The sequence below is a fragment of the Amycolatopsis mongoliensis genome, from assembly GCF_030285665.1.
GTDB classification, from domain to species: Bacteria; Actinomycetota; Actinomycetes; order Mycobacteriales; family Pseudonocardiaceae; genus Amycolatopsis; species Amycolatopsis mongoliensis.
Map to the genome: position 1 here is coordinate 5102170 of NZ_CP127295.1, position 14899 is coordinate 5117068.

At 72.2% G+C, this 14899-nt stretch carries 14 protein-coding genes; 9 read left to right on the forward strand and 5 right to left on the reverse strand.

What is annotated here, in order from left to right:
• Positions 1 to 22: 22 nt before the first annotated feature.
• Together QRX60_RS24915 and QRX60_RS24920 are read right to left on the reverse strand one after the other, a co-directional pair.
• Positions 23 to 325 carry a hypothetical protein gene (locus QRX60_RS24915; protein WP_020644701.1) on the reverse strand — a complete coding sequence of 101 codons (303 nt, stop codon included), beginning with the start codon at positions 323 to 325 and terminating at the stop codon, positions 23 to 25.
• A 17-nt stretch (positions 326 to 342) separates the two neighbouring features.
• Positions 343 to 687 carry a WXG100 family type VII secretion target gene (locus tag QRX60_RS24920; protein WP_332845841.1) on the reverse strand — a complete coding sequence of 115 codons (345 nt, stop codon included), beginning with the start codon at positions 685 to 687 and terminating at the stop codon, positions 343 to 345.
• Between the two features lie 216 nt (positions 688 to 903).
• Between QRX60_RS24920 and QRX60_RS24925 the strand changes: the two genes are divergently transcribed.
• The gene (locus tag QRX60_RS24925; protein ID WP_286003189.1) at positions 904 to 1878 is read left to right on the forward strand and encodes a hypothetical protein; all 975 of its coding nucleotides are present in this window, start codon (positions 904 to 906) and stop codon (positions 1876 to 1878) included.
• Between the two features lie 31 nt (positions 1879 to 1909).
• Positions 1910 to 3373, forward strand: coding sequence for a class I adenylate-forming enzyme family protein (locus QRX60_RS24930; protein WP_286003190.1), 1464 nt, complete (start codon positions 1910 to 1912; stop codon positions 3371 to 3373).
• Here QRX60_RS24930 and QRX60_RS24935 read toward each other — a convergent pair.
• Together QRX60_RS24935 and QRX60_RS24940 are read right to left on the reverse strand one after the other, a co-directional pair.
• On the reverse strand, positions 3370 to 3846 hold the full coding sequence (locus QRX60_RS24935) for a nucleotidyltransferase domain-containing protein (RefSeq protein WP_286003191.1): 477 nt from the start codon (positions 3844 to 3846) through the stop codon (positions 3370 to 3372). The genes QRX60_RS24930 and QRX60_RS24935 overlap by 4 nt on opposite strands.
• Positions 3847 to 4028: 182 nt before the next feature.
• Complete coding sequence (locus tag QRX60_RS24940; protein WP_408630246.1) at positions 4029 to 4733, reverse strand: S1 family peptidase; 705 nt, start codon at positions 4731 to 4733, stop codon at positions 4029 to 4031.
• A gap of 173 nt (positions 4734 to 4906) precedes the next feature.
• On the opposite strand from QRX60_RS24940, the gene QRX60_RS24945 reads away from it, so the two are divergent.
• Positions 4907 to 5398, forward strand: a complete 492-nt coding sequence (locus tag QRX60_RS24945; RefSeq protein WP_286003193.1) for a hypothetical protein — start codon at positions 4907 to 4909, stop codon at positions 5396 to 5398.
• Here the strand turns inward: QRX60_RS24945 and eccCa are convergent, their stop codons facing one another.
• On the reverse strand, positions 5399 to 9325 hold the full coding sequence (gene eccCa / locus QRX60_RS24950) for a type VII secretion protein EccCa (RefSeq protein WP_286003194.1): 3927 nt from the start codon (positions 9323 to 9325) through the stop codon (positions 5399 to 5401). It lies immediately after the preceding gene.
• Between the two features lie 143 nt (positions 9326 to 9468).
• Between eccCa and QRX60_RS24955 the strand changes: the two genes are divergently transcribed.
• The 6 genes from QRX60_RS24955 to eccD are packed head-to-tail and all read left to right on the forward strand — an operon-like array spanning position 9469 to position 14851.
• The gene (locus QRX60_RS24955; RefSeq protein WP_286003195.1) at positions 9469 to 10242 is read left to right on the forward strand and encodes a WXG100 family type VII secretion target; all 774 of its coding nucleotides are present in this window, start codon (positions 9469 to 9471) and stop codon (positions 10240 to 10242) included.
• 31 nt (positions 10243 to 10273) lie between these two features.
• On the forward strand, positions 10274 to 11329 hold the full coding sequence (locus tag QRX60_RS24960; RefSeq protein ID WP_286003196.1) for a WXG100 family type VII secretion target: 1056 nt from the start codon (positions 10274 to 10276) through the stop codon (positions 11327 to 11329).
• A 3-nt stretch (positions 11330 to 11332) separates the two neighbouring features.
• Positions 11333 to 12694, forward strand: a complete 1362-nt coding sequence (locus tag QRX60_RS24965; RefSeq protein WP_286003197.1) for a WXG100 family type VII secretion target — start codon at positions 11333 to 11335, stop codon at positions 12692 to 12694.
• The gene (locus QRX60_RS24970; RefSeq protein WP_286003198.1) at positions 12694 to 13164 is read left to right on the forward strand and encodes a hypothetical protein; all 471 of its coding nucleotides are present in this window, start codon (positions 12694 to 12696) and stop codon (positions 13162 to 13164) included. Before QRX60_RS24965 ends, QRX60_RS24970 begins: the two co-directional genes overlap by 1 nt.
• On the forward strand, positions 13161 to 13481 hold the full coding sequence (locus tag QRX60_RS24975) for a YbaB/EbfC family nucleoid-associated protein (protein ID WP_286003199.1): 321 nt from the start codon (positions 13161 to 13163) through the stop codon (positions 13479 to 13481). Before QRX60_RS24970 ends, QRX60_RS24975 begins: the two co-directional genes overlap by 4 nt.
• Positions 13481 to 14851 carry a type VII secretion integral membrane protein EccD gene (eccD, locus tag QRX60_RS24980; protein ID WP_286003200.1) on the forward strand — a complete coding sequence of 457 codons (1371 nt, stop codon included), beginning with the start codon at positions 13481 to 13483 and terminating at the stop codon, positions 14849 to 14851. Before QRX60_RS24975 ends, eccD begins: the two co-directional genes overlap by 1 nt.
• Positions 14852 to 14899: the final 48 nt, after the last annotated feature.

Consider the following 14899-nt stretch of genomic DNA (forward strand, 5'->3'; position numbering starts at 1 on the left):
CCGACCGACGTCTGGGCGCGGTTCAGCCCGCGAACAGTCCCTGGTTGCGGTTCTCCAGCGACTGCTGGAGGTCGTGGGCCTCGCCGACCTTGCCGCCGAACTGGGCGATGATGGCGACGATGTCCGCGGTGGCCTGGCGCAGCCGGGTCTCGGACTGGCGGGCCGCGTCACCGGCGGAGCTGCCGGAGGCGTACCAGGTCGCGGTGATCGGCTGGAGGTTCTGGTGCAGCTGCTCCAGCTGCGAGGTGAGCGCCTTGGCCTTGGCGGCCAGGGACGCCGAGCTGTGCTGCAGCGCGGCGAAATTGATTTCGACGACGTCGGCCATCGATCTGTCCTCTCAGGTCAGGGGTTGAGGCGGGGGATCACGCCCGAGCCCTCGAGGGTGTTGCCGACCCCCTGGAAGCTCTGGTGGACGTCGGCGTCGCCGCGGCCGTAGTTCTGGTGGCTGGTGTGGACGAGCTGCGACATGGTGTCGAGCTCCTTCACCGCGACGCTCATCTTCTCCTGGAGCCGGCGCTGCAGGTCCCAGAACGCCACGGCCTGGTCACCCTTGTAGTTGCGCAGCGCCTCGGTCAGCTCGGACTCCAAGCTGGCCATCGTGGACTTGGCGTTCGTCGCGGTTTCCTCGAAACCCTGGACGGCGCGCGTCATGGCAGCGGAATCTGCCTGGAATCCCGGACTGGACATCGACGGGCCACCTCCTTCCTGAAGCGAATACCCCTGGCGCGGTGGTCCGCGCGGTGTGAATGTCACGCTAGAAAAGAGGAAGGTGTGGTCAAACGGCACAACTGCCGGTCGTACTGACGGCACTATTACCCACAGGGCGACGGTAGGGGCCGCCCCACCTCCGGACGGGGGCGCGCTCCAGTGCCCGTGACCGCCGGCCCGGCCAGGCTGTATGCCATGGCAGACAAGGGAAATCCGCTGGTCACGCTCCGGTCGTGGCACCGCCCGCTGGTGGTGCTCGCCGGGGTGATGGGGGTGCTGTGCGCGGCGTCGCTGCTCGGGCTGCTGCTCGATGATCGCACACTGGTCAATGCGCCGATCTGGCTCAAGCCGTTCAAGTTCTCGGTTTCGGTCGGTGCGTACGCGCTGACGCTGGCCTGGCTGCTGACGCACGTGCGCCGCGGCCGGCGGGCCGGCTGGTGGTTCGGCACGGTCTTCGCCGTGGGCATCGGCCTCGACGTCGGGCTGATCGTGGTGCAGATGATCTTCCGCGGCGCCACCCTCCACTTCAACAAGGCGACCCCGGCCGACGTCGCGATCAACAACGTCGTCGCCGGTGGCGCGTACGCGGCGTGGCTGATGACCGCCGCGGTCGTCGTCCTGCTGCTCTTCCAGCGCCTGCCGGACCGGGCACTCACCTCGGCGCTGCGCTGGGGGACCGGCCTCGCCCTGGCCGGGATGGGCGTCGCGATGCTGATGTTCTCGCCGAGCCCGGCCCAGCAGGCGGTGCTCGACGCGGGCGGCAAGCCCTCGACGTTCGGCGCGCACTCCGTCGGCGTCGAGGACGGCGGCGCCGGCCTGCCCGTGGTCGGCTGGAGCACCACCGGCGGGGACATGCGGATCCCGCACTTCGTCGGCATCCACGGCCTGCAGGTGCTCCCGCTGGTCGCGGTCGGCCTCCTGCCGCTCGCCCGGCGGTACCCGGTGCTCGGCTCCGACGTCGTCCGCCGCCGGCTGGTCCGCACCGCGGGCGCGGGCTACGCGGGCCTGCTCGTGCTGCTCACCTGGCAGGCCCAGCGCGGCCAGTCGATCGTGCACCCGGACTTCGCCACCCTGGCCGCCGCCACGGCGCTGGTCGCGGCGGTCGCGGTGGCGGGCACGCTCGCGGTGCGGCCGTGGGTTTCTGCCGAAATTCTGAGATCCGCCCGGTAGACCCGGACGCCCCGGGCGAGAGGCGGTCGAGATGGTCCACCCGCAGGCACTGCTGGACGAGCTGGGGCGCGCCCCGGAGGTTCCCGCGTTCGAACACGGCTCGCGCGTCACGTCGCGTCGCGAGCTGCGGGAGCTGGTCGGCCGGTTCACCGCGGGCCTGCGGGCGGCCGGGCTGGGGCCGGGTGACGGCGTCGGCATCGCCACTGCCGTCACCCCGGAGGGGTTCGCCGTGATCGTCGCCGCGCACGTGCTCGGCTGCCGGGTCGTCGGGGTGCGGCCCGGCCTGCCCGTGCCGCAGCTGCGGCACGTCGTGGGCGACATCGGCGCCCTGGTCGTCGACGCCGCGTCCGAGACGCCGGAGCTGCTCGGCACGGTCGCCGGCCTGCCGATCCTGCGGGTCGGGCCCGAGCTGCTCGCGGCCTACGAGGAGCCGGTGCCGCGGGGACGGCCCGGCGACATCGCGACGGTCGTGTTCACCAGCGGCAGCACCGGCGTGCCGAAGGGCGTCGCCTACAGCTACCGCGCGCTGACCGAAGGGCGGGTGTGGCGGGCGCCGGTGCCCGGCTCGGCCCACGAGCGGCTCGGTGCCGGGTTCGGGCGGTTCCTGCTCTTCGGCACGCTCACCAGCGCGGTGATGCTGGAGCAGCTGGGGGTGTGCCTGCTCGCCGGCGGGACCGCGGTGGTCCCGGAGGAGCTGCCGGACTTCCCGTGGGTGCTGTCGCGGCTGCGGATCACCGCGGCGCTGATGACCGTGCCGCGGCTGCACCAGGTCCTGGACGTGCTGCGCACCGAGGACGTCGACCTGAGCGGCCTGCGGACGCTGGTCGTGGCGGGCTCGCCGGTGCCGCCGCACAAGCTGGCCGAGGCGGGCGAGCTGATCGGGCCCGCGATGCACCACGCGTACGGGCAGACCGAGACCGGGATGCTGACGATCTGCGGCGCCGGTGAGGGCCCCGGATCCGTCGGGAAGGCTTGCGACACCGTCGAAATCGAGGTCCGCGACGCCGCGGGCACGCCCTTGCCCGCCGGTGCGGAAGGCGAGATCTGGGTGCGGACGCCGTCGGCGCTGGCCGGGTACTGGCGCGACGAGGTCACCACCGCGGAGGTGCTGCGCGACGGCTGGGTGCGCACGCAGGACCTCGGTTCGCTGGACGCCGCGGGGTACCTGCACCTGTCCGGCCGGGCCCGGGACGTCGTGATCGTCAACGCGGTCATCCACTACACCGGGCCGATCGAGCGGGCGATCGCGGCGCACCCGGACGTGGACCAGGCGTACGTGGTTTCGGTGCCGGACGAGCGGACGGGCGAGGCGGCGCACGCCTTCGTGGTCCCGGTCCCCGGCCGGGAACCGAACCTCGACGCGGTGCGCAAGGCCGTGGCGGCGGAGCTGGGGGAGGCGGCGGTGCCGGCGCGGTTCAGCTTCGTCGGCGCGGTTCCGATCGCGCCGTCCGGGAAGCCGGACAAGGCGGCGCTGCGGGCGTCCGTCGTGGACTAGAAGTGGGTGCGGACGCCGAAGGCCTCGCGGAGGTGGCGCATGTCCGCGAGGTCGTGGGCCGCGGGCGCGTACCCCTGGTGGAAGAAGACCTGCTGGGCGACCGAAACGCACGGCACCTCGACTCCGCCGACGCGTCCGGTGACGAAACAGCTTGCGGGATAAGGAAAAGTCCCGTCCGGGGCGGCTTGGACGGCCGAACCGTCGTCCGCGAAGACGAGCGGGTGCAGGTCCAGCTCGGACTCGCCGTCGGAGAGCACGAAACGGACCGGGCGGAGGTCGAGGGTCTCGTGGTAGCCGAGGGCTGCCAGCGCTTCGAGGACGGCGTCTTCCTGGTCGAGGCGGTGGAGCAGGTCGAGGTCGCGGTGCTCGCGCGTTTGCCGGCCCAGCAGGGCATCGATACCCCAGCCGCCGGCGAGCCACACTTCGGCCGGGCGGACCGCGTCGAGCACGCGCAGGACCGTGCCGGCGTCCATCACTTCCCGGCGCGCAGGTCGGTGATCACCTTGGCGACGCGCCGCTGCCGGGTCTGCTCGAACCGCGCCCGGGCCTCGTCGTCTGAGTACGGAACTTCACGAAGCGAGTATGCCCGCCGAAAGCCGTGAAGGCCTCCTTACCGGCGCTTACAGCCGGGAAGGAGGCCTTCACGGCTTTCTCCTCAGACGCCGGCCGTGGTGCGGATCCAGCTGCGGCTCGACGCGATGCTCGCGTAGTTCTGCGTGCCCTGCGGGTTCGAGCCGGAGTTGTTGCCCGTGGAGCACACCCCGACCTGGGCGCCGTTGTAGAGCTGCGGCCCGCCCGAGTCGCCGTGCCACGCCGAGCCGTCGACGCCCTGGCTGGCGATGGCCGTACCGCCGAACGCGTCCGTGCTGGTGCCGGTGACGCGCACGTTGGCGGTCTTGAGGGTGCTCGACGGCGGGCTGGTGCCCTGCGTGCGGCCCCAGCCGTAGATCTGGTTGGTCGACCCGGTCGGCGGGTTCCCGGTACCGAGCTTCATGTAGGTCGTGTTCACCGCCGTCGTCAGGTGCAGCAGCGCGATGTCGCCGTTGGGCGAGGCCTTCTGCTGGTCGACGTTCGCGTTCGTGCCCTGCTGGAGCGTCACGTTGCCGACCTTGACGTGCATGCCCGGGGAGTTCAGGCAGTGCTGCGCGGTGAGCACCCACTGCGGGGCGATGATCGTCCCCGAGCACTCGAAGCCGCCGTACGTCGTCACGTTGTTCCAGTAGATCTGGGCGCCCCACGGCGCGGAGGAGACGGTGCTCCCGCCGATGATGTCCTGCTGGGCGTCCGCAACCCCCGCTGAGACCATGCTCAGCGCCGCGGCGGCAGCACCCACCGCGGCAACAGCCCTTGACATTCGCATGAAAATGCCCTTCGGCCAGGTGATCCGGATGTCGGCCCCGAAACCGGGCGACGAGCACAAAAGTAGGTTCGTGGGAGGTTCTCAGGTACCTACCGAAGTCGGTAACTTGCCGACGGTGACCGCTGCCGTGGTCCGGGAAGCCGGCAGCTAAAGTCCCCCGCGAGGGGGAAACGATGTCCGCACCACACCACGATCCCGAGCTCTTCGACGAGCTGATGCGCGAGGAACGACGCCGGCGACCGGGCAACCGCTACGTGGCCGGGGCGCTCGTTTTCGGCCTGCTGACGCTCGTCGGCGTGCTCTCCTACCGAGCCACCAGGACCGCGCCCGGCGACCAGCTGCCCGAGGGCACGGCGCACGGGCTCGACGTCACCGCGGGCCAGTGCTTCTGGTCCCCGACGGGCTCGGGCGAGGTCGACGTGCTGCTGACTCCCTGCGCCGATCGCCACACCGCGGAGGCGTTCGCCGTGCTTCCGCTCGCCGAGGGTTCGCTGTCCGGCATCGACGAGCCCTACCAGCGGACGCTGGACCGCTGCACCGCCGTCGCGCACCCGATTCCCGGTGCACGCGTCCAGGTCATGACCCCGAACAGCTGGACCGGCGGCAAGCAGCGCGCGGTCTGCTACTACCGCTTCGCCACCGAAATGACCGCGCCCGTGCGGTGATCAGCTTTCCGCCGGCTTGGTCCACGCCACCTGGACCAACCCGGTGCCGTGCCGGCGGGAGACCAGCGTGCCCCGGCCCGGCGGCTGCGGCGACGGCTTCACGTCGGCCAGCAACGCACCTTCGTCCTTCGTCCCCGACATGATCAACCCCGGCGACCCCAGCTCCCGCAGCCGCTGCAGCACCGGCTCGAACAACGCCCGGCCCGCGCCGCCGGAGCCTCGCACGATGATCACGTGCAGGCCGATGTCGCGGGCCTGCGGGAGGAACTCCAGCAGCGGCTGCAACGGGTTCCGGCCGACCGTGGCCACCAGCTCGTAGTCGTCGACCAGCACGAACAACTCGGGCCCCCGCCACCACGAGCGGTTGCGCAGCTGGTCCGGCGTCACCGAAGGACCGGGCAGCCGGTTGCGCATCGCGGTCGCGCACTCGGTGATCAGATCCGTCAGCTTGCCCTCGGCCCCCGCGTAGCCCAGCAGGTGCGGCTCCGGCACCGCGCCGAGCAGGCCGCGGCGGTAGTCCGCGACGATGATCGCCGCCTCGTCCGGCGTGTACGCCGACGTGATGCCGTGCGCGATCGCCCGCAGCAGCGAGCTCTTGCCGGACTCGACGTCGCCGAACGCCACGAAGTGCGGGTCCGCCGCGAAGTCCAGGCACACCGGCCGCAACGTCGACTCCGCGATGCCCAGCGTGACCTGCTTGCCCGGCGCCGCGGGCAGCGTGTCCAGCGGCACCTCGGGCGGCAGCAGGCGGACCTTGGGCGCGCGCGGCCCCTTCCACGCGTCCGAGATCCGGCGCACGAGGTCGACGCCGCCCGCGCCGATCGTCTCCGGGCGCTGGTCGCCGTCGATGCGGGGGAGCGCCGCGAGGAAGTGCAGCTTCTCCGCGGTGATGCCGCGCCCGGGCCGGTCGGCGGGGACGTTCACCGCGACCTTGCGGTCGATGGAGGAGTCCATCGGGTCGCCGAGGCGCAGCTCGAAGCGCGTGCCGATCGCGTCGCGCAGCTGCGCGCGGACGCCGATCCACTGGTTGAGCGAGACGATCACGTGGATGCCGAACCCGAGCCCGCGCGCGGCCAGCCCGGTGATCTGCTCCTCCAGCTGCTCGTACTCCTGCCGGATCGTGGTCCAGTTGTCCACGAACAGGAACACGTCGCCGAACTCGCGGCCGTCGGTGCTCTCGGTGAACTCGCCGCGGCGCTGGCGGAACGTCGTGATCGACTCGATCCCGTTGGCGGAGAAGAACTCCTCGCGCTGTTCGAGCAGCGTCGTCAGCTCGGCGACGACCCGGCGGCAGCGCTGCGCGTCGCGGCGGGTGGCGTACCCGGACGTGTGCGGCAGCCCGGCGATCGGCGCCAGCGAGCCACCGCCCATGTCGAGGATGAAGAACTGCACCTCGGCCGGGGTGTGCGTCAGCGCGAGCATGCCCGCGATGTCCTTCATCAGCGTGGACTTCCCGCTCTGCGGCGCGCCGACGATCAGCGCGTGCCCGCCCGCGCCGGAGAAGTCGGCCCACAGCATGTCCCGGCGCTGCTCGAACGGCTTGTCCACCAGCGCGACCGGGATCGTCAGCTTCCCGTTGCCGCCCCAGCCGAGCGGGCACAGGCCGCGCGCGGCGTCCTCGCCCAGCGGCGGCAGGAGCTGCTCCAGCGTCGGCGGTTCGGCCAGCGGCGGCAGCCAGATCTGGTGCGCGGACGGCCCGCGGCCCTCCAGGCGTGACAGCATCGCGTGGATGATCGTCTCACCGGTGCCGTCGGCGGCCGGCGCGTCCGAGATCTCGGTCGTCACCGGGATCTCCACCGGGGCCAGCGAGAACGGCAGCACGCCGAGCTCCTGCCCGTCCTCGCGCACGACCGTGCTGCGCGGCGGCAGCTCACCCGAGACGTAGGCGGCCTTGAGCCGGATGAGCGTGTCGGTGTCGGCCTTCAGGTACGCCGAGCCCGGCACCGGTGGCAGGTGGTAGGCGTCGGCGACCCCCAGCACGGCGCGGCTTTCCGACGCGGAGAACGTCCGCAGCCCGACGCGGTAGGACAGGTGTGAATCGAGCCCGCGCAGGCGGCCCTCCTCGAGCCGCTGCGACGCCAGCAGGAGGTGGATGCCGAGCGAGCGCCCGAGCCGGCCGATCGCCACGAACAGGTCGATGAACTCCGGCCGCGCGGACAGCAGCTCGCTGAACTCGTCGATGATCACCAGCAGCGACGGCAGCGGGTCGAGCGCCGCGCCGTCCGCGCGGGCCTTCTCGTAGTCGCGCACCGACGCGTAGTTCCCGGCCGCGTGCAGGAGTTCCTGGCGCCGCAGCAGCTCGCCGTTCAGCGCGTCGGCCATGCGGTCGACGAGCGCGAGGTCGTCGGACAGGTTGGTGATGACGGCGCAGGTGTGCGGCAGCCCGGTCATCCCGGCGAAGGTCGCGCCGCCCTTGAAGTCGATCAGCGCCAGGTTCAGCGTCTCCGACGAGTGCATCACGGCCAGCGCCGTCACCAGCGTCCGCAGCAGCTCGCTCTTGCCCGAGCCGGTCGCGCCGATGACCAGGCCGTGCGGCCCCATCCCGCCCTCGGCCGACTCCTTGAGGTCCAGCTCCACCGGCCGGCCCTCCGGGTTGACGCCCAGCGGGATCCGCAGCCGGTCGCGCGCCGCGCGCGGCGCCCACGTCACGGTGGTGTCGGTGTCGCGCGGGTCGCCGATGCCGAGCAGCCCGGACAGCCCGAACGTCGCCGACATCGGCTTCTCGCCGACGACGGCGGCCGGGGTGTGCAACGGCGTCAGCATCCGGGCCAGCGCCTCCGCGGCGCCGCGGTCGAGGACGTCCGGGCGGCCGAGGAACCCGAGCCGCTGCTCGGTGGCGTCGCCGACGACCATGCCCAGCGAGTCGGGTGCGGTGTGCAGGCTCAGCAGCCGCTCGGTCGAGAAGGTCCGCGGGTGCTCCTGCCCGATCTCGAGGACCGTGACGCCGAGCCTGCCGTCTTCGCCGATCAGCCGGGGCTCGCCGTGGGCGTTGCCGCCGTCGACGACGACCACCAGGTGCGGCAGGTCGAGCTCGGCCGCCGCGCGCCGGCTGAACGCCGGGCGTTCGCCGAGGTCCGCGCCGAGCAGCTCGGCCAGGCCGGCCGCCGAGTCGGCGGCCAGCCGCCGGGAGCCGACGGCGTCGGTGGCACCGGCCGCGGTCGCGTGCGGCAGCCACTTCGCCCATTCCCAGTCGTGCTGCCGGTCGACCGGCACGCACAGCGCGATCCGCAGGTCCGAGGGGGAGTGGAAGGTGACGAGCTGGCACAGCAGCGCCCGCGTCAGGCCGAGCACGTCCGGCCGCCGTCCCGCCACGGTGACCGCGGCGAACGACCGCAGCGACAACGCGACCGGCAGGCCGTCGACCGTCGAGTAGGTCCGGATGAAGTGCTTGAGGCTGGTGGAGGACACCGGGTCCAGGTCCTCCAGGGGCACGGTCTGCGGTGCCTTCAGCGGCGTCGCCAGCCGCTGCGGCCCGGTGCCCGCGCGCACCTGCGCGAACTGGCCGTCGGTGCGCCGCCGGTCCCACAGCTTGCCGGTCTCGACGTAGGCCCAGAGGTCGGCGGGGTCGGGCTGGACGGCGACCATCGCGGCGCGCTGGCCGTCGGCGATGTCCCGGACCTGGGCCCGCAGACCGGACAGGTACCGCTGGTAGTCGCGGCGTTCGTCGTTGATCTGCGCCTTCTTCGCCATACCGCCGCGGCCCAGGGACATCACGACCATGCCGCCCATGGCACAGATGAACAGCGCGCCGAAGACGTAGGTCATCACGCCGCCGTCGCGTCCGATGTAGACGAACGACATCGCGCCCATGCCGAGCATCATCGGCAGGAACATCATCAGCTGCATCATCCCGCCGGACGAGCTCTTCGGGAGCATCGGCGGCGACTGCAGCACGATCTCGGTCGGGCGCTCGGGCGAGAGGCTCATGGGGTAATGCTCCAGCGGATCGAGGAGGTCCTGACCGGTATTTTGGCCACTTGCCGACCCGTCGCGGTGGGTACTTTTGCCGTCCGCCCGCTTCCGCGGCCGAACTTACGCTCTGCCGAGCAGCCACCCGCGGAAGGAGAGCCATGGCCGGCGAGTACCGGGCTGAGCCCGAGGCGATGCGCTCGTCCGTCGGCAACGTCGGAGGCATCATCGCCCACGGCATCAACGCCGTGGCCGACCTCGAACGGCTCGTCGTGGCCCCGACGTCGTTCGCGGGCTTCGGCAGTGCCGTCGCCGCCGCGAACGCGGCCCTGCACTCCAGCCAGGTCACCGCCGTCCGCACGCTGCTGCAGCTGCTGCAGCAGGTCAACGGGCTGGTCAAGGCCAGCGCCGACGCCTACCAGGCGGCCGACCAGGCCGCCGCGGCCGGCTACGGCGGGGGCCACGACGGGTCCACGACGCCCACGTCGTCGATCTGGGGGAGCTCGCACGCTTCGGAGCTCGCCACCCTGGCGATCAACGACAGCGCGGGCGCCCACGGCGAGCCGTCGTCGGTCGGCAACGTGCTGCGCTACCTGGGGGACGCGCAGCTCGGCCGGCTCGGGGACCACCCGATCACCGACGCGCGCTTCCACGGCGTCGCCGACTTCAACGACTGGCTGGCCGGCGACGCCGACAACCAGGCGCGCGTCGGGCTCATCGAGGTCTACGCCGGCACCGCGCGCACCTTCTCCGACGTGCCCGGCGGCGTGCACAGCGGCGACGTCGTGGTCGTCGAGCCGCTGCTGTTCTCCGACCGCCAGCCGGTCATCGGCGTCGCCGGCGACGGCGGCCGCCTCTACAACCACGGGCTCCTCGACGCCCGCATCGGCGGGCTGGCGAAGGTCAGCGTCTACCGGCCCGCCTCCGTCGTCTGATCGTCCGCTCCTTGAGAACTTGCGAGGTCCGATGCTGACTTTCCCGAACTCCAGCGCGATGGACGCGACCGCGTCCTCGGGCGGGCCGATCACCATCCTGCCGCAGATCGTCACCGGCCAGCCGGAGCAGATCGCGAAGCACGTGCTCGACCTGGTGAAGAAGGCCGAGCAGTTCCTGAGCATGTACACCGAGCTCACCAAGGCCGCCGACCAGCTCGGCAAGATCTGGTCGGGCGCGGCGAGCGAGTCGGCGCTGAAGAAGATCACCGAATCGCTCGACCAGCTCACGAAGATCATCAACGTCGTGCAGAAGGGCGCCGAGTTGCTCGGCGTCTCCGGCACCCTGATCAAGACCGCGCAGGAGGCCTACCGGGCGGTCGTGTCGGCGGTGAACCCGACGGTCGCGTCGCTGATGTCGAACTGGTGGACCTACGGTGCGGCGGTCGCTTTGTCGACCGCGACCAGCGCGTCGCTGCGTGCGTTCATCACCTCGATCGGCGCGCTGCTCAAGGCGCTCGGCGCGGTGGACCTCGCCCAGCAGGTCACGCAGCTCGCGCAGGTCATCGGCGAGATCGAGAAGCTCTTCCACCACGACTCCGGCAGCTCGGGCGCGACGACACCGTCGATCGGGAACACCCCGGTCACGGCGCCCCAGGCCCCGCCGTCGGTGGCAAGCCCGGCCGGGCAGCAGGCGGTGGCGGGCGGGAGCGGCGGGGGGATCCCGCAGCAGCCTTCGTTCACCGACTACACCCCGCCCGCGCTCGCCACCGGCGGCGGTTCCACCGGCACGAACGGCGCGTCCGTGCCGGTGACCGCCAACGGGACCCCGCTGGACCCCTCGAACAGCTGGATCCCGGTCGACCACGCTTCGACGACGCCGGCCACCGGATCGGTTCCCCCCACCCCGGCTCCCGCTCCCGCTCCTTCGGCGGGTGGTGCCGACGAGGTCGTCATCCACACCAACCTGACCACCGGGGAGTCCACTGTGGAGGCTCCGGGTGGCCAGGACTTCGACCTCGACATCGACCTGGACTTCAACGGGAAGCACTTCAGCCAGCACGTCGGCTACGACGCGGCCGGGAACTAGCCGATGTGGGGCTCGGGGGTCGTCGACGCGTCGGGGGTGGTCAGCTCCGTGCTGTCCGGCTACCGGCAGGTCCTGGTCGAGTGCCGGAGACGGGTGACCGGTGACCCCGGTGCCCTGAGCGCGGCGTCGCAGCGGGTCGCCACCCAGGCGTCGACGGTCTCGGGCAAGGCGAAGGAGATCGACGACTCCGCCAAGACGCTGCACGCGGACTGGGACGGCGACGCCTACACCGCGTTCGCGACCGCGGCCGGGAAGCTGGGCGAGGAGCTGACCGACGCCGCCACGAAGCTCGACGACCAGGCGAAACGGCTCTCGACGGCGGCGCAGCTCGTGCAGTCGGCGAAGGCCGCGGTCGACTCGGTCATCGCCCAGTTCGACCAGTACGCCCAGCAGCTGACCGCGCAGGCGCGCGCGGTGAACTCGGGCTCGGTCGGCGCGTTCATCCAGGCCGCGCGGCAGCTGGGGGAGCAGAGCGTCCAGGCCGCCCGCCAGGTCGCCGACGAGTTCTCCGACGCACTCGCCGAACTGTTCCCGCCCGAGGGCACCCAGCGGCTGGAGTACAAGCTGGGCAAGAAGACCGCAGGCCCGCTGGGCTGGCTCAACGGCAGCCCGCTCGACGGGCGCAAGCGGCCGCGGGACGCGCCGTCGTGGTTCAAGAACTCGGGCTGGAAGAAGCTCACCTGGGACGGCTTGGAGGGCACTCGCGCGCCGAAGAAGGCGGACACGCCGTTCGGCCAGCCGAAACCCGAGGGGCTCAAGGACAAGCTCGGCAACAACACCGAGATCACCTACTACAAGTTCAAGCACGAGCAGGACGGGCTCACCCCGGAGTACGACGGCAAGATCACGTCGAAGGGCTGGGACGTCGGCGCGTCCGGGCACACCGAGCTGGCCGCGGTGAAGGAAGAGCTCGAAGCCAAGGGGGACTGGGGCGTCTCGTCGGCGCACGCCAAGGGCACGGTGTTCGCCGGCGGCGAGGCGAGCGCGTCCGGCACCATCGGCGCACACGGCGTGGGCGCGCACGCGAACGTCTTCGCCGGCGGGAAGGTCGAGGGCGAGGTCGCCGCGGACGTCGCCGGCATCGGCGTCGGCGCCAACGGCACGCTGCAGTACGGCATCGGCGCGCAGCTCGACGCCCAGGCCGTCTACGACGCCGGGCACCTCAAGGTCAACTTCAAGGCGGGCGCCGCGCTCGGCCTCGGCGCCGGGGTCGGCGCGAAGATCGACATCGACCTGCCGAAGCTCGGCCACACCATCACCGAGTACGGCGGCGCGGCGGCCGACTACGTCGGGACCGCGGCCCACGACGCCGCGAATGCCGTCGGCTCCGCTTGGGACGACGCCGTTTCCTACGTGGGGCTGTGATGACCCTTCCCCTGGACTTCGTCATCCCGGACGGCTGGACGGCCGTCGACCCGGGCGACTCGGGCGCGGTGTTCGTCGCCGTGCACCCGGTGCCGGGCGAGGAGTTCACGCCGAACATCACGGTCAGCGTCCAGCAGCGGCCGGACGAGGCGTCGATCGACGCCATCGCCACCGAAGCCGTCGAACGCCTTTCGCGCACGCTGGCCGGGCTCGAGGTGCTGAGCCGCCGCGACGTCGGCGCCCCGGCCGCGCCCGGCGTCATGCAGCTGCTGCGCCTGCGCACCGGTGAAGGCGCGGAGCTGATCCAGACCCAGGTGCACCTGACGGTTCCCGGCCCCACGCCGGCGGACCGGCTGGTGCTCGAGCTCGCCTGCACGGCCGCGCCCGCGACCGCGCGGCGGCTCTCACCCGGTTTCCAGCGGTTCGTGGGCAGCGTCCGCGTCCGCCAGCACGAAGGGATGCAACAGTGACCGATCCGTACGCGGTGCCGGACATGGACGAGCTGCTCGCGCAGGTGCGCAAGCAGACCGAGGAGGTCCAGCGGATCCAGCGCACGGTCGAGGCGATGGAGATCAAGGCGCACTCGCGGCAGAACGAGGTCACCGTCACCCTCCGCGGCGACGGGCGCTTCACCTCGATCGACATCGACCCCCGCGCGATCCGTGAGTACGACGCCCGCAACCTCTCGGAAATCGTGCTGGAGGCGGTGAACGCCGGCCTGCAGAAGCTCGCCGAGGCGTCGAACGCCAAGTTCGCCCCGGTGATCTCGGCCGCGAAGAACGTCTGATGACCGCGTCTCTCACGGGGACGACCCGCCGGGTCACGGTGGTCACGCCGAGGGCCCGCGTGGACGTCGCCCTGCCGCAGCAGTCGACGTTCGCCGAACTGGTGCCGCAGCTGGTGCGGCTGGCCGGAGCGTCCGGGCAGGCATCGGCCGAACACCCCGGCTGGGTGCTTTCCCGGCTCGGCGGCGCGCCACTGGCCCTCGGCCTGAGCGTCGCGGCCGCCCAGATCCGGGACGGCGAAGTGCTCCACCTGACCCCGCGGGAACGCCCGCGGGGTCCGCTGCTGTTCGACGACGTCATCGACTCGATCGCGAGTGTCGCCGATTCCTCCGGCGGCTGGGGGCCGTCGGTCGCGCGGCGGTCCGGGCTGGTGGCCGCGGTCGTGCTGCTGCTGGCCGGCGGGCTGCTGGTGCAGGCCGCGGCGTCCGGCAGCGTCCTGGCGCCGATCGGGACCGGGCTGCTGGCCCTGGTGCTGCTCCTCGGCGGCGGCGCGCTGAGCCGCGCCTACGGGGACGCCGAAGCCGGCGCGGCCGGCGCGGTGGCCGGCGTCGGCGTCGCGCTCCTGGCCGGGATGTCCGTCCTGCCACCGCATCCGCTGTTCTCGCTGTCGGCGGGACCGCTGGCGGCGGGACTGGCCGCGGTGACGGTGTACGGCGTCCTGGCGGCGGTCTCGGTGGCCGACCGGTTGCCGTGGTTCGTGGCGATCACGGGCGCGGCGGGCTTCGGCGCGGTCACGACGGGCGTGGTCCTGCTGGCGGGCGTCCAGCCGGTGTCGGCCGCGGCGGTGGTCGCGGTGCTGTGCACGGCGCTGGCGGCGGTGGCCCCGATGCTCTCGCTGCGCCTGGCCCGGTTGCCGCTCCCGCGGGTCCCGGACGACATGGCGGCGTTCCGCGCGGACGAACAGCCGTCGCTGGGGACCGAGATGATCGGCCGGACGTCCCGGGCGCAGGCCGTGCTGACGGGCGTGCTGGTGGGTCTCGGCCTGGTGGTCCTGGCGTCGTCGGTCGTGCTTTCCACGGGTGGGCCTTGGGAAGCCGGCCTGGCGGGGTTGCTGGGCGTGGCCTGGATCCTGCGATCCCGGTCGTACGCGGGCCGCGTCCAGCGCCTGGTGCTGGTCTGCTCCGGCGTGCTCACGCTGGTGTGCGCCGGGGTGTGGCTGGTGGCTTCGGGCAACCGCACGGTGGTCTTCGCGGCGGGCGGCGCGGTGGTGCTGGCGGCGGTGGTGTGCCTGGTGTACGCGACGCGGGTCGCCCGCGGGCTGCGTTCGCCTTACTGGTCAAGGCTTCTGGACGTTTCGGAGTTCCTGGTGCTGCTGTCGCTGGTGCCGTTCGTGGGCATGATCGCGGGGGTTTACGAAGCCGTCCGCGGCTGACCGTCGCAAGTCCGTGAATGGCACATTGAGGGACTCTAAGTCCCTCAA